Origin of the sequence: Streptomyces sp. RPT161 (genome assembly GCF_027533845.1) — a bacterium.
Classification (GTDB): Bacteria; Actinomycetota; Actinomycetes; order Streptomycetales; family Streptomycetaceae; genus Streptantibioticus_A; species Streptantibioticus_A silvisoli_A.
The window spans coordinates 59,071-73,410 of record NZ_JAPZVN010000011.1 but is presented as its reverse complement, the minus strand read 5'-3'; the positions used below and the strand labels follow the sequence as shown (position 1 = coordinate 73,410).

The following is a 14,340-nucleotide window of genomic DNA, read 5'->3' as shown; positions in this document are numbered from 1 at the left end:
GCCTCATTCCACAGCAGACGGGAGTGCACCATGTTATCGATCAGCAAGGAGTTCCACTTCTCCGCGAGCCACCGGCTGGACCATCTCGCCCCGGACCATCCGTGCGGACGGATGCACGGTCACAACTACATCGTGGTCCTCGAACTCTCCGCGAGGCCCGAGGAACTCACCCGTCCCGGCTTCGTCAGGGACTACGGCGAACTGGGTTCGTTCAAGAAGTGGGTCGACGAGGTGCTGGACCATCGGCATCTCAACGAGGTGATGGAGGGGCGCAATCCGTCGGCGGAGAACATCGCCATGTGGATCCACGAGAAATGGTCGACGGAGTTCCCGGAACTCACCGCGGTCCGGGTCTCGGAGACCCCCAAGACCTGGGCGGAATTCCGCGCGCCTGCCGTTGCCCGATGACACTGCCGTCGAGTGAGATCACTGAAGGGGGTGGTGCGTTATGGCGGGACCGGAGCAACTCGTGGTGAACGAGATCTTCGGCCCTACCTAGGGCCGTTCAGGGCGAAGGGCCGTCCACCGGAAGGTCGTGCTGCTTCCTGCGGCTGGGCGGTTGCAATCTGACCTGTCGCTGGTGCGACACGCCCTACACCTGGGACTGGAAGGGGACGTCGGACACCGGCGTCGCCTACCGCCCGGCCGATGAGCTGCACACCCTGGCCACCGACACGGTCACCGCGCGACTGCTCGCGTTCGGTACCGGCATGGTGGTGGTCTCCGGCGGCGAGCCGCTCAGCCAGCAGGTGCGGCTGCTGCCGGTGGTGAGGGAGTTGCGGCGGCGCGGCGTCGACGTGGAGGTCGAGACCAACGGCACCCTGGCTCCGAGCCGCGATCTGGTCGCGGCGGGAGTGCGGTTCAACGTGTCGCCGAAGCTCGGGCACTCGGGGGTGAGCGAACGCCGCCGGGTCGTGCCCGATGCGCTGCGCTCGCTGGCCCAAGTTCCGGGCACTGCCTTCAAGTTCGTCTGCGGTGAGGTGTCCGACCTGGACGAGGTCGACGCGCTCGTCGAACGGTTCGCACTGCGCAACATCTGGATCATGCCGCGCGGACAGCACCCCGAGGAGATCAACGAGGGGTTGCGCAAACTGACCGACGCCGTCATCGCGCGGAAGTGGAACATCTCGGGAAGGCTGCACGTGACTCTATGGGGAAGCAAGCGGGGGGTTTGATGAGCAACGGAATCGAAGACCTGCTGGAGGAAGAGGCTTTCAACGCGGACCCGGCCGACCCGGCGCACGGCGATCCGTTGGAGGCCCTGGCCCGTGCGCTGCTGGTGGAGATCGGAGAGGATCCCGAGCGCGAGGGGTTACGCGAGACTCCCGCCCGATACGCCCGCTGGTGGCGGGAGTTCACCCAGTACGCGCCGGGAACGGTGGACACGCTGTTCGAGTCCAGCGTCAGCGGTGAACTGGTGGCGGTGTCCGGAATACAGGTCTGGTCACTGTGCGAGCACCATCTGCTGCCGTTCTCCTGCCGGATGACGATCGGATACCTACCGCGCGAACGGGTGCTGGGACTCAGCAAGTTCGCCCGGATCGCGCATCTGCACGCCCACCGGCTGCAGTCGCAGGAGCGACTGACCCAGGACATCGCCGACGACATCGAGAAGCTGGCCGGCTCACCCGACGTGGCCGTGGTCGGCCGCGGCGAGCATCTGTGCATGGCGATGCGCGGCATCCGAACCCCCGCCACGATGACCACCGCGACGTGGCGCGGCGCGCTGCGCGATCCGGCGCTGCGCACGGAGTTGATCGCCCTGACCGGGGATCCGTCGCACGGGCCCGCCCGATGAGCGGGCGCCACGACCGACGAGTCCACCGGACGGAGCCGAAGGAGGGGAACAGATGCGCATCACAGAACCGCTGCGAACCGGTCTGAGCTTCGACGACGTACTGCTCGTACCGCAGCGCACCACGCTGCGCAGTCGGCGGCAGGCCGACACGTCCAGCGAGCTGCTGCCCGGGGTGACACTGCGGGTTCCGGTCATCTCCGCCAACACCCAGTGGTGCACCGGCGATCGGATGGCCATCGCCATGGCGCTCGCCGGTGGCCTCGGCTTCCTGCACCGGATGCAGACGGTGGACCAGCAGGTGGCACAGCTTGACGCGGTCAAGGCGGCACGGCCGGCCACCGCGGAGGAGAAGGAACAGGCCACCGTGGACACCGACGGACGGCTCCTGGTGGGCGCCGCGGTCGGGGTCACCGGCGACTGGCGGGAGCGCGCCGCGCGGTTGGTGGACCACGGCGCGGATCTGCTGCTGGTGGATGTGGCGCACGGCCACAGCGACCAGGTGATGGAGGCGGTGGCCGAACTGCGCGCCGCCTACCGGGTGCCGTTGGTGGCGGGGAACGTCGCCACCGCTCAGGGGGTGCGCGATCTGGCCCGCGCCGGTGCCGATGTGGTGAAGGTCGGCATCGGCCCCGGCGGGGTGTGCACCACGCGGTTGGTCGCCGGTACCGGGGTGCCGCAGCTGACCGCGGTGCTGGACTGCGCGGCGGAGGCGGCCCGGCAGGGTGTGCGGACCATCGCCGACGGCGGCATCCGGCAGGCCGGTGACATCGCCAAGTCCCTTGCCGCGGGCGCCGACGCGGTCATGCTCGGCACCCTGCTCGCGGGCGCCGACGAGAGCGCGGCCAGCGCGGTGGAGCGCGACGGGCAGAGGTACAAGGCCAGCAACGGCTTCGTCTCCCTCGGCATGCAGCTGACGCTGCGCAGGGCGGAGGGCGGCACGGTGACCCGTGAGGAGGTGGACGACTACGTGCCGGAGGGCGTGGAGGCCACCTTCGCCGCTTCGGGTCCGCTCAGTCGCACGCTTCGGCAGCTCGTCGGCGGTGTGCAGTCCGCGATGAGCTACTCGGGGGCCCGGACCGTACCGGAGTTCCGGGAGCGCGCCGAGTTCGTCCGGGTCACCGCGGCGGGTCGGGCGGAGAACGGCCCGCACGCGCAGGGCCGTACCGAGCAGATCGCCATCGACCATGTGGCGCGGGCGGTGGGCGAATGAGCCGGCTCGACCAGACCGACGGCGCACCCGCCGCGCCAGGGGAGGGCTCCGGAATGTGGACCCGGCAGGGGCCGTACCTGCTGGACTGGGCGTCGTTCGGCGCGCTGCTCGGCGAGATCGCCGAGCAGGTCCGCGTGGACGACTTCCGGCCGGACGCGGTGCTCGCGGTGGCCCGCGGCGGGCTCACCGCCGCGGGGTATCTGTGCTGCGCACTGGACGTGCCGGTGATGCACACCATCCGGGTGCGCAGGACCCGGGGTGACGAGCGGTACGCGGCCAAGCAGCGGCCGGTCATCGACACCGACGGCCCGCTGCGCGTCGGTCCCGGAGACAGGGTGCTGGTCGTGGACGACATCGTCGGCACCGGGGCCACCGCGGAGGCGGTACGGGAGCATCTGCGGTCCGCCGGAGTGGCGGACGACGGGGTGCGGCTGGCCGCCGTGGTGCGCAACCACCAGTCGCAGTACCTGCCCGACTACTGCCCGGCGGTGATCGACGACTGGATCGTCTTCCCCTGGGAGGCCGGTTGGCAGGACACGGCCGACTGCCGCCCGTTCGCCGCCCAGGGGCCGTCATGACGGTGGGGCGACTGGTGCCGGTGGCCGGCGCGGCCGAGGTCGGACTGCCCGCGTGCTACGACGCGGTACCGCTGTACGTGTACGACCAGCCGCTCAGCAGCCGGATCGAAGTGGCCCGTACGCTCGCCGAGTTGGAGCGGGAACGCGGCAGTCGGCCGACGACGGTGTTCACCAGGATCACCGAGCGGCCGGGCACCCGGGTGCTGGGGCACCCCTATCCGCGGGCGGTGCTGCTCGCCGCGCTGGGCACCACCGAGCAGGCCCGGCTGCCGCTGATGGCGGCAAGGCTCGCCGCCGCACCGCACCCGGTAAGGCCGGGTGCGGTGCGCCGCCAGGAGGTGGGCGGGCTGGAAGCCTTGCCGGTGCTGCAGCACCGGCCGGGTGACGCCGGCCCGTACATCACCGCGGGGGTCGGGGTGACCACCCGTCCCGACGGCAGCGGGGCCAACCTGGGCTTCTACCGCATCCAGGTGGTCGGCTCCGACGAGGCGCGGATCTTCCTCGATCCGCGCACCGACGGCCATCGCAACCTCCAGGCGTGGCACGCCACCGGGCAGCCCATGCCGATCTCCGTCTTCCTCGGCGCGGACCCGTGCTTCACGGTGGTGGCCGCGTCGCGGCTGCCCGCCGACGGGGACGACTACCAGATCGCCTCCCGGCTGGCCGACCGGCCGCTGGGAGTGGGCGGTTCACCGCCGGTACCGGATGACGCCACGCATGTCATCAGCGGTCTGGTGCTGGACCGGGACGAGGTGGAGGGGCCGTTCGGCGAGTTCAAGGGGTACTACGCGGAGGCGCGGCGCAGTTCGGTGCTGAGGGTCACCGGGGTCAGCGCGGTGCCGGGCGCGCCGTTCCCGTCGATCGTGGCGGGCGGGGAATCCGGGCTCACGCTGATGAGCTTCCAGAACGAGTACCTGATGTACGCGTATCTGACCGGCCATGGGTACTCGGTGCGGTCAGTACGCTATTCGCTCAGGGCCCGCGGCGAGTTCGTGGCGCTGATCGAATCGGACGAGCCGAGCCGGGAGTTGGTACGGGAGGCGATGAAGTTCGATGTGCGGTCGAAAGTCATCATCTGCGGCCCCGATCTGTCGAACGTCGGCCAGGCACTGGCGACATACGGCTTCGACACGCTGACCGAACCGTACTACCGCAAGGGAAAAGTGGAGGGAGAGCGCGTCGGACTCGCTCTTGTCATCCCTCCGGTGGGACGGCCCGTCGAGTACTGATCCGTCCCCGTCATGCCACGAGTGAGGAACTCACGCTGCCATGAACCGTTTTGACCGGGTGCTGCCCGCCGCATTGCTGGTACTGCCGGGACCGGGGGGCACGGTGACCTTCGTCCGGCAGATCAAGGGGCCGTATGCGGGGAACTGGCTGCTACCCGGTGGGGGAATCGAGCCGGGTGAGGCTGCGGAGGCGGCGGCGCGCCGGGAGGCGGCAGAGGAAACCGGATGCGTGGTGGACTCATGTTCCCTGTTCGCGGTGTACGAGTTCACGGGACGGTGGGCGCAGGGTTCCTACCATCTGCTGATGTTCGGGTTTCTCGCCGATCGGGCCTACGCACTGCCCGGCGGTTTCACCGGACACAACGTGGGCGGTATCCGCCAGGCCCGCATCGGTGAACTACCGCTGCATTCCACGGATCTGCAGATCCTCACCGATGCCGGGCTGGCAGGCTTCGACGAAAAGGTGATCGCCAAGGCGCTCGCGGCGGACGGCATCACCATGGCGGCGCACCGGGTGCACGGCACCGTACGGTGCGCCGCCGACCGCGGCTGAACGTGGCTACCGCACGGCGGCCGGGGAGAGGGAACGGCACGTGGTGTTCCGGCAGTTGATGGTCACCCGAGCCGCGCGCAGCCCCTCGCGCAGCGCGTCGACGGGGTTCTGGCCGCGCACCGCGGCGGCGATGAACGCGGAGGCGAGCGCGTCCCCGGCACCGGTGTCGTCGACGCACGGCCCCGGCTGGGCGGGCAGCCGTACCACCTCGGGCCCGACCAGTACGGCGCCGCGCGCCCCGCGAGTGACCACCACGGTGCCGGGGCCCAGATCCGTCAGCGCGGCGGCGAGTTCCGTCGCGTCAGGGCGCGGTGCGCCCAGGATGGCGGTCGCCTCCGCCTCGTTGAGCACCAGCACGTCGAAGGCGGGCAGCAACTCCCTCCGCGCACCCAGGTCCCGCAAGCGGGTGGGCAGGCAGCACACCGTGGCCCCGTGCCGCCGGGCCTGCCCGGACACCCAGCGCAGCAGCCTCGGATCGAGCCCGCCCTCCACCACCACCGCGTCGGCCCCGGCGATCCGCTCGGCCAGCGCCGGGTCGCACAGGTGCCGGGTCTCCGCGGGGTCGGGCAGCCGAATACCGGAGGACAGCAGAGCACCCCCCGGCCCAAGGAACACCTCGAACCGTCCCACACCGTTGGCGATCCGCCGCAGCAGCAATAACACCCCGAGTTCGGTGAGTTCCGCTTCCAGCGCCGCCGCGTCGGCACCGGGTCCGGTCAGTCCGCAAAAGCTGACCCGACAGCCGAGGCGGGCCAGATTGACCGCCGCATTACGGCCCACTCCGCCGTGGTGCCGTTCCCTGCCCCAAACCGTTCCGCTGCCGCCGGAACCGCTGCCGCAGCGGTACGTACCGCTGGCGAAGGACTTTCGGTCAACGGCCAGAGAACCGATGACCACAATGGCTGGGTGCGTTGTCACCATGCCGGTAAATCCCCCCAGGATCCACACCGCACGTTCCCAACGGACCACGCATCAGGAGGAATTGGCCACCGTGCGAAGAGAAGGCGAGAGTACGGCCATCCAGGGCGACGGCGTCCAGCACAGCGACAATGCGGAACCGCTGGACGGCTCCGGGCGAGCCTATTGGCGGAAGTTCACCCCAATCTACCTCTCCGGGGTGATGGCTGCCATAGGCATCGGAAAGATCGCGCCAATTTCCGTGGCGTTGCGATCGGATCTACGGCTTTCCCTGGGGCAGATCGGCCTGGTGGCCTCGTCGGTGACCTCCGTGGCGGCGGTTCTGGGGTTGTTGGTCAGCTTTCTGCTACGGCCGTTGAAACCGCGGCGGGTGCTGGTGTGCGGACTGCTGGGAATGGCGGTCTGCGGGGTTCTCGGAGCGCGCTCACAGGGTTTTCCGATGCTTATCGCGGCGCGGTTGGCGGAGAGCCTGGGATATGTCGTGGTGGTCATCGCCGCGCCGGTTCTGCTGATGGGCCTCGGCGGTTCGGCGCGCCGGACGACCACGGCGCTGGCGGTCTGGGGCACCTTCATGCCGGTCGGGCTGGCACTGGGTTCGTTCGCGGGCGGAGCGCTGTCCTCGTGGTACGGCTGGCGGGCCTGGCTGACCATCGCGGCGGGCGCCACCCTCGCCGTGGCCGTGGCGGGCGCGGTGCTGCTGCGCGACGCGGGATCGGGCGTGGCCGGACCCGGCCCGGAAGGGCGAACCGGCGGCGGGTTGCGCAGGTTGCTGCGGCCCACCGCGTTGGCGCTCGGGTTCGCGACGATCAGCGGGGCGATCGTCTCCTTCGTCGCGATGTTCCCCACCTATCTGCACGAGCGGCTCGGGTTGCCGGTGGCCCAGGCGGGGACCTTGACGGGTGCGGTGTCGTTCGTCGGCGTGGCGGGCGGGTTCGCGTCGGGTTGGCTGCTGCGCCGGGGCGCGAACATCGCCACGGTGTTCTTCGCGGGCCTGCTGATGCCGCTCGGCGCGTTCGTGGCGTTCGCCGGAGTGGGCGGTGTCGGGACCGCCGCCGTGGGGGCCGCCGTGATCGCGGTAAGCAACGAGCTGGTGGTCGCCGCGGTGTTCGCGGCCCTCCCGCTGGTGGTGGAAGCCGCCTCGGACATCGGCACCGCCAACGGGCTGGTCGCACAGCTGGGCAGTGCCGGTTCGCTCGCCGGACCGCCGCTGGTCGGACTGGCGGTCGGGGTGGCGGGAGGCTGGTGGGCGGTGGGCGCGGTGCTGCTCGTGGGCTGCGCGAGCGGCGTCGGTCTAATTCGCTACGCGGTGCGCGGCGGTTCTGGCGAGGATGGCAACCATGAGGAACAGCAAGCGAATTGAAGGCATCGCCTTCGACTGGGCGGGCACACTGACCCCCTGGCACACCATCGACGTACCCGACACCTGGCTCCAGGTGGCACGGGTCATCGACGGCGACGACGCACCGGCGATCGCGGACCGGCTGCTGTGCGCCGAGCGGGAGTTGCTGACGCGTTGCCGCGAGGAGCATGTCTCGGCCACGCTCGACCAGGTCTTCCAGGCGGCGGGAGTCGCCAGCGGCCCCGAGGTGCTCGACGCCTACCGGCTGGCGTGGGAGGAGCACACCTTTCTCGACCCGGCGGGGGTACGGGTGTTGCGGGCGCTGCGGGAGCGCGGGTTGACCATCGGCGTACTGTCCAACACGCTGTGGCCCGCGGACTGGCACCGGGAGATCTTCGAACGGGACGGTGCGCTCGAACTCATCGACGCCGCCGTGTACTCCAGCGAGGTGCCGTGGACCAAGCCGCATCCGCGGATCTTCGCGAACATGACCTCCGCGATGGGCATCAGCGACCCCGCGCTGTGCGCGTTCGTCGGGGACCGTCTGTTCGAGGACATCTACGGCGCGCGGGAGGCCGGGATGCCGGCGATCTGGGTGCCGCACAGCGTCATCCCCGAGGAGGAACTCGGCTCCGGCACGGCGGAACCGGACGCGACGGTGGTTTCCCTCCAGGAACTGCCGGAGCTGATCGACGCGTGGAACAACGCGTAGGCGTTCTGGCGGCTCCGGGACGTCGCGGAGCGCGGTGAGTTCCTCACCGCCCTGCCGCGCCATTGCGGTTGCCGGCCGTTGCGGCGGAATGTGATTGCCGTCGCAGCGGCAGCGCAACCGGGCCACGGATTCTAGCACGCCCGTGGAATGCCCGAGTACGCCCGCGACCGGCCGCGCTCGGCCGACTGTTCACCGGGTGGGGTTTCGAAATCGCCGGTTACGCCCCCGCAAGCGGCTGGTAAAGCCGTTCGAAATACGCATCGTTGCGCGACCCCGACGCCCGCTCAGTTTTCTCTTATGTTCTTCTCATGCTTGGCTTACCAACGTCTCATCGGGGCGCCCGGCGCTCCTTGACGTTTTTTCGAACAGATTTTATGGAGGGCTACTGACTCTTGGTCCACTGTTTGCGCCTTTGTCGCCAACTACGGCATCCCGTCGCGCGTCTGTATATGTGCAAACAAGCTCGCCCGCTCAGGGCGTGATCCAGAAGGACTCTCCTTGACACTGCAACCGCAGTACGCCACCCCGGCGCGCCGGATTCCGTCCCAACAGGACTTACTGACCAACTCCCCCGCCTCGGGGGCGCTCTGGCCAGCGGTACCGCCCGCACCGGCCCGTACGCTCATCGACGTCCTGGAGTCGTCCGCGCGGACACATCCCACGGCTCCGGCCCTGGACGCCGGGGGCGTTGTCCTCGACTACGGCACGCTGCTGGCCGAAGTCACCGCCTTCGCCGACAAGTTGGGCGCGGAGGGCATCGGCGCGGGTGACCGGGTCGGCATACGCGTGCCCTCGGGCACCGCGGACCTGTACGTGGCCGTGCTGGGCGTGCTGTACGCGGGGGCGGCCTACGTACCGGTGGACGCCGACGACCCCGACGAGCGGGCCGAGATGATCTGGTCCGAGGCGGCGGTGTCCGCCGTCATCGGTGCCGGACTCTCCGTGCTCGCCCGCCCCGAGGCGCCGCCGTACGGCAGGCGGCGCAGACCGTCGCCGGAGGATGACGCCTGGATCATCTTCACCTCCGGAACCACAGGAAAGCCCAAGGGAGTTGCCGTCACCCACCGGTCGGCGGCGGCCTTCGTGGACGCCGAGGCCCGACTGTTCCTCCAGCGGGCGCCGCTGGGACCCGGCGACCGCGTACTGGCCGGACTGTCGGTGGCGTTCGACGCCTCCTGCGAGGAGATGTGGCTGGCCTGGCGGCACGGCGCCTGCCTGGTGCCCGCCCCGCGTTCACTGGTCCGGGCGGGCACCGATCTGGGGCCGTGGCTGGTGGACCGGGCGATCACCGTCGTGTCGACGGTGCCGACCCTGGTCGCCCTGTGGCCGGTCGAATCACTGGACCGGGTGCGGTTGTTGATCGTGGGCGGCGAGGCCTGCCCGGCCGAACTGGTGGACCGGCTCGGCGGCGAGCGCGAGATGTGGAACACCTACGGCCCGACCGAGACCACGGTCGTCGCCTGCGCCACCCGGATGGTGCCGGGCGAGCCGGTGCGCATCGGCAAGCCGCTGGACGGCTGGGAGATCGCCGTGGTGGACGCCGAGGGCCGACCGGTGTCCTGGGGCGAGCCCGGTGAGTTGGTGATCGCCGGCGTCGGCACCGCCCGCTACCTCGACGCGGCCAAGGACGCCGAGAAGTTCAGCGCCCACCCCGCGCTGCCCGGCCGCCGCGTCTACCGAAGCGGTGACCTGGTACGGGCGGAGCCAGAAGGACTGGTGTTCGTCGGACGCGCCGACGAACAGGTCAAGCTCGCCGGACGCCGGGTCGAACTCGGCGAGATCGACGCCGCGTTGCAGTCGCTGCCCGGGGTAAGGGCCGCCGCCGCGGCGGTGCGGAGCACCTCGGGCGGCGGCCAGGTGCTGGTGGGCTATCTGGTGCCGGCCGGGGACGGCCTTGACACCACGGCCGCCCGGCGTCAACTCCTCGACCAGCTACCGCAGTCACTCGTTCCGGTGCTCGCCGTGGTGGACGATCTGCCCACCCGTACCTCGGGCAAGGTGGACCGCAACGCGCTGCCCTGGCCGCTGCCGAACACGCAGCCGCGGGCGGACGAGGAACTCGACGGCACCGCGGGCTGGCTGGCGGCGCGCTGGCAGGACCTGCTGGGCCTGCCGGTCACGGCGGAGTCGGACTTCTTCGCGCTCGGCGGCACCAGCCTGGCCGCCGCGAAGCTGGTCTCCACGCTGCGCGAGCGGTATCCGGACGTGTCGGTGGCGGACGTCTACCACTGCTCCGGGCTGCTGGCGCTGGCCGAGCGGCTGGACTCGTTCGGCGAGTCGTCCGGGGCCCAGCGCGAGGTGCGGCCGACACCGAAGCGCGCCGGAGTGGTGCAGTGCCTGGTGCTGGCCGTGCTGTACACCATCACCGGAATGCGCTGGCTGCTGGCGTTGGCCACGCTGGACAACCTGGTGGGGCCGCTGCCGTGGGCGCCGCACACCTCGTGGTGGGTGGTGCTCGGCGGCTGGCTGGTGTTGTACAGCGCGCCCGCCCGGCTGGCGATCGGCGCCGGAACGGCCCGGCTGCTCACCCGTGGTCTGCGGCCCGGCGCGCATCCGCGCGGCGGCGCCGTACACCTGCGGCTGTGGGCGGCCGAGCGCGTGGTGGCCACGTTCGGTGTGCCGGGGCTGATCGGTACGCCGTGGGCCGCACGGTACGCACGTGCGCTGGGCTGCACGGTCGGCCGTGATGTGTATCTGCACACCATGCCGCCGGTGACCGGCATGGCCGAACTCGGCGACGGCTGCGCCGTTGAGCCCGAGGTCGACCTGGCCGGTTGGTGGCTGGACGGCGATGTGCTGCACCTCGGCGGGGTGAAGGTCGGCGCGGGCGCCCGGGTGGCGGTCCGCTCGACGCTGCTGCCCGGGGCGTCGGTCGGCGAGGGCGCGGAGATCGCACCCGGTTCGCTGGTGAACGGTGTGGTGCCGGCGCGGCAGCGCTGGGTCGGCAGCCCGGCCAGGCCCGCGCGGGACGCGGATCCGGTGGGCGCCGAGTGGCCCGAGCCGCGCGGTGGGCACTCCAAGCGGTGGTATCCGGCGTACGCCGCGGCGTTGTTGGGCTTCAACGTGCTGCCGTTGGTGTCCACGATTCCCGCGCTCGCGGTGCTGTACTGGATCGCCGGGCGCGATGCGTCGCTGGGCACCCTGCTGGGCCATCTGCTGTGGACCGCACCGGTGTTGACCGCGATGACGATGACCTTCTACGCGGGGCTGATAGTCGTGCTGGTCCGGCTGGCGAGCCGGGCGCTGAAGCCCGGCTTCCATCCGGCGCACGGCAAGGCTGCCTGGTGCGCCTGGATCACCTCGGGGCTGATGGACCAGGCGCGCGGCTCCCTCTTCCCGCTCTACGCCAGCTTGTTCACTCCGGTGTGGATGCGGCTGCTGGGCGCCCGGGTGGGCCGCCGGGCCGAGCTGTCCACGGTGCTGGCGCTGCCGGGGCTGATGACGGTCGAGGACGGCGCGTTCCTGGCGGACGACACGCTGGTGGCGCCGTACGAAGTGCGCGGCGGCTGGCTGCGGTTGGGGCCGTCCAGCGTGGGCCGGCGCTCGTTCGTCGGCAACTCGGGCATCGTCGGTCCGGGTCGGTCACTGCCCGACGAGTCGCTGGTCGGGGTGCTCTCCGACGCGCCCGCACATGCCGAGCCCGGCTCGTCCTGGCTGGGCAGGCCCGGGTTCACCGTCGCCCGCAACGCGGACGGCGCCGATCCCAGCCGCACCTTCGCGCCGCCCACGCGGCTGGTGGTGGCCCGGGCGGCGGTGGAACTGTGCCGGTTCATCCCGCTGTTGTGCACCGCGGTGCTGGGCGACGTGTCGTTCGTCGCGTTGCAGGAGTTGGTCGACCTCGACGGCTGGGCGGCGGCACTGGCGCTGGCCGGGGTGCTGCTGCTGGCGGCGGGCACGGTGGCGTGTGTGACCACCACGGCGGCCAAGTGGCTGCTGGTGGGCCGGTTCCGGCAGGGTGAGCACCCGCTGTGGTCCTCGTTCGTGTGGCGCAACGAGCTGTACGACGTGTTCGTCGAGGAGTTGGCGATGCCGTGGCTGGCCGGTTCCCTGGTCGGCACCCCGCTGCTGAACATGTGGCTGCGTTCGCTGGGCGCGCGGATCGGGCGCGGAGTGTGGTGCGAGAGCCACTGGCTGCCGGAGACGGACCTGGTGCGGCTGGGTGATGGGGCGAGCGTGAACCGCGGCTGTGTGCTGCAGACGCACCTGTTCCACGACCGGCTGATGCGTGTCGACGGCGTGCGGCTCGGTCGAGGCGCGACACTGGGTCCGCACTCCATCGTGCTGCCCGGTTCCGCGGTCGGCGACGGTACCGTGATCGGCCCGTCGTCCCTGGTGATGCGCGGTGAGCAGGTGCCCTCGGGCACCCGCTGGCTGGGCAACCCGGTGTCCTCGTGGACGTCGGACGCCGAGCCGGTCGCCTCGGCGTGAACCGCCTCGTTCCGGGCCCGCCGTGTCGACGTGACGCGGCGGGCCCGGAACCCCCCGGATTCCCAAGGAGATTGAACCGTGTGTCCGTGGACTCGCCGGGCGTTCGTGGCCGGTGCGCTCTCGCTTCCCGTGTCGTGCGCCGCGGCGGACGCCTACGAGGGGCCGGATGACGCGCGTGCGGCGGCCCCGGGCCGCTACTTCCCCAACCACGGCGACCCGGGCTTCCATGTCGCCGAGTACGACCTGCGGTTGACGTACCGCCCGGCGACCCGCACGTTGGACGGCGTCGCACGGGTGACCGCGACCGCGGACGCGGCGGGCGAGGGTTTCGGCCTCGACCTGTCGTCCACGCTCACCGTGTCCGCGGTGAGCGTGGACGGGGCCACCGCCCAGTTCCGGCACCGCCGCGGCAAGTTGCGCGTCACTCCGGTCAGCCCGCTGTCCGCGGGGCGGCGCTTCGTCTGCGAGGTGCGCTACTCGGGCAGGCCCAAGCCACTGCGCACCCCGTTCGGAGAGATCGGCTGGGACTACACCACCGGCTCGCCCACCGGTGTGCTGGTGGCCAGCCAGCCGCTGGGCGCGCCCTCGTGGTTCCCGTGCAACGACCAGCCGGGCGACAAGGCCGCGTACCGCATCGCGGTGACGGTGCCCGAGAGCTACCAGGTCGTCGCCAACGGGGAGTTGACCGACCGTACGGCGGTGCCGGGGGCCGGGACGACCTGGACGTACCAGCACGCCGGGCCGATGGCCAGCTACCTGGCCACGCTCAACATCGGCCGCTTCGTCTTCACCACGCAGGAGGGCGGCCCGGTACCGATCCGCAACGCGTACCCCATGCGGCTGGCCGCCGCCTTCGACCATGACTTCGGGCGGCAGCCGCAGATGATGCGGCTGTTCCAGGACCTGTTCGGGCCGTATCCGTTCGAGGTGTACGGGTCGGTGGTGGTCGACGCCGAACTCGACGAGCCGGTGGAGAACCAGACGTTCTCGCTGTTCGGCGTGAACCACGTGGACGGCAGGCGCGGCAGTGAACACCTGGTCGCGCACGAGCTGGCCCACCACTGGTTCGGCAACAGCGTCAGCCTCGTCGAGTGGCGGCACATCTGGCTCAACGAGGGATTCGCCACGTACTGCGAGTGGTTGTGGTCCGAGCACTCGGGGGGCGCCAGCGCCGACCGGCTCGCGGCGCGCAACTGGGCCGACCTCGCCGACGACGGCCAGCGGCTGCGGATCGGCGACCCGGGACCCGACCGGATCTTCGACGACCGGGTGTACTCCCGCGGCGCCTGTACCCTGCACGCGCTGCGCACCACGATCGGCGACGAGGCGTTCTTCGCCACACTGCGGGCCTGGGCGGCCGAGTACCGCCACGGCAACGCCGCGACCGGCGAGTTCATCGCCCTGGCGGAGCGGCACGGTCACCGGAAGCTGGACGACCTGTTCCGGCCATGGCTGTACGAGAAGCGGCTGCCGCCCCTGCCGCAGCGCGTCTGACCAGACCAGGTTCGATGACGTCAAGGGCTCGTCAAGGAGTGCGCGGCGGCCGTACGGAGCTCGTCAAGGCGGTCATTGCCG

Annotated in this window: 12 protein-coding genes; 11 read left to right on the top strand and 1 reads right to left on the bottom strand. The window is 71.0% G+C overall.

Going from position 1 to position 14,340, the window contains the following annotated elements; genetic code table 11:
• The first annotated feature begins 30 nt into the window (after positions 1 to 30).
• The 7 genes from O5O46_RS21725 (at position 31) to O5O46_RS21695 (ending at position 5,368) form a co-directional block, all read left to right on the top strand.
• Positions 31 to 408, top strand: coding sequence for a 6-pyruvoyl trahydropterin synthase family protein (locus tag O5O46_RS21725; RefSeq protein ID WP_269857190.1), 378 nt, complete (start codon positions 31 to 33; stop codon positions 406 to 408).
• 137 nt (positions 409 to 545) lie between these two features.
• A complete protein-coding gene (locus O5O46_RS21720; RefSeq protein WP_333482418.1) occupies positions 546 to 1,175 on the top strand; it encodes a 7-carboxy-7-deazaguanine synthase QueE in 630 nt (209 codons plus the stop codon).
• The gene (folE, locus tag O5O46_RS21715) at positions 1,175 to 1,798 is read left to right on the top strand and encodes a GTP cyclohydrolase I (protein ID WP_269857189.1); all 624 of its coding nucleotides are present in this window, start codon (positions 1,175 to 1,177) and stop codon (positions 1,796 to 1,798) included. Before O5O46_RS21720 ends, folE begins: the two co-directional genes overlap by 1 nt.
• 52 nt (positions 1,799 to 1,850) lie before the next feature.
• A complete protein-coding gene (gene guaB / locus O5O46_RS21710; protein WP_269857188.1) occupies positions 1,851 to 3,008 on the top strand; it encodes an IMP dehydrogenase in 1,158 nt (385 codons plus the stop codon).
• Positions 3,005 to 3,586: a phosphoribosyltransferase gene (locus O5O46_RS21705; RefSeq protein WP_269857187.1), complete on the top strand. Its 582-nt coding sequence runs from the start codon at positions 3,005 to 3,007 to the stop codon at positions 3,584 to 3,586. The genes guaB and O5O46_RS21705 overlap by 4 nt, the downstream gene beginning before the upstream one ends.
• Complete coding sequence (locus O5O46_RS21700) at positions 3,583 to 4,815, top strand: UbiD family decarboxylase (RefSeq protein WP_269857186.1); 1,233 nt, start codon at positions 3,583 to 3,585, stop codon at positions 4,813 to 4,815. The genes O5O46_RS21705 and O5O46_RS21700 overlap by 4 nt, the downstream gene beginning before the upstream one ends.
• Before the next feature lie 40 nt (positions 4,816 to 4,855).
• Positions 4,856 to 5,368, top strand: coding sequence for an NUDIX domain-containing protein (locus O5O46_RS21695; RefSeq protein ID WP_269857185.1), 513 nt, complete (start codon positions 4,856 to 4,858; stop codon positions 5,366 to 5,368).
• Between the two features lie 6 nt (positions 5,369 to 5,374).
• On the opposite strand, the gene O5O46_RS21690 is transcribed toward O5O46_RS21695, so the two are convergent.
• Complete coding sequence (locus tag O5O46_RS21690) at positions 5,375 to 6,289, bottom strand: PfkB family carbohydrate kinase (RefSeq protein WP_269857184.1); 915 nt, start codon at positions 6,287 to 6,289, stop codon at positions 5,375 to 5,377.
• Between the two features lie 70 nt (positions 6,290 to 6,359).
• Here O5O46_RS21690 and O5O46_RS21685 point away from each other — a divergent pair, with 70 nt between their 5' ends.
• The 4 genes from O5O46_RS21685 to O5O46_RS21670 all read left to right on the top strand — a co-directional run bounded on the left by O5O46_RS21685 (position 6,360) and on the right by O5O46_RS21670 (position 14,259).
• Entirely contained in the window at positions 6,360 to 7,646 is a 1,287-nt protein-coding gene (locus O5O46_RS21685; RefSeq protein ID WP_269857183.1) for an MFS transporter, read from the top strand.
• Complete coding sequence (locus O5O46_RS21680; protein ID WP_269857182.1) at positions 7,624 to 8,337, top strand: HAD family hydrolase; 714 nt, start codon at positions 7,624 to 7,626, stop codon at positions 8,335 to 8,337. Before O5O46_RS21685 ends, O5O46_RS21680 begins: the two co-directional genes overlap by 23 nt.
• Before the next feature lie 498 nt (positions 8,338 to 8,835).
• The gene (locus O5O46_RS21675; RefSeq protein ID WP_443072590.1) at positions 8,836 to 12,765 is read left to right on the top strand and encodes a Pls/PosA family non-ribosomal peptide synthetase; all 3,930 of its coding nucleotides are present in this window, start codon (positions 8,836 to 8,838) and stop codon (positions 12,763 to 12,765) included.
• 78 nt (positions 12,766 to 12,843) lie between these two features.
• Positions 12,844 to 14,259, top strand: coding sequence for a M1 family metallopeptidase (locus O5O46_RS21670; protein ID WP_269857181.1), 1,416 nt, complete (start codon positions 12,844 to 12,846; stop codon positions 14,257 to 14,259).
• The last annotated feature ends 81 nt before the right edge of the window (positions 14,260 to 14,340 follow it).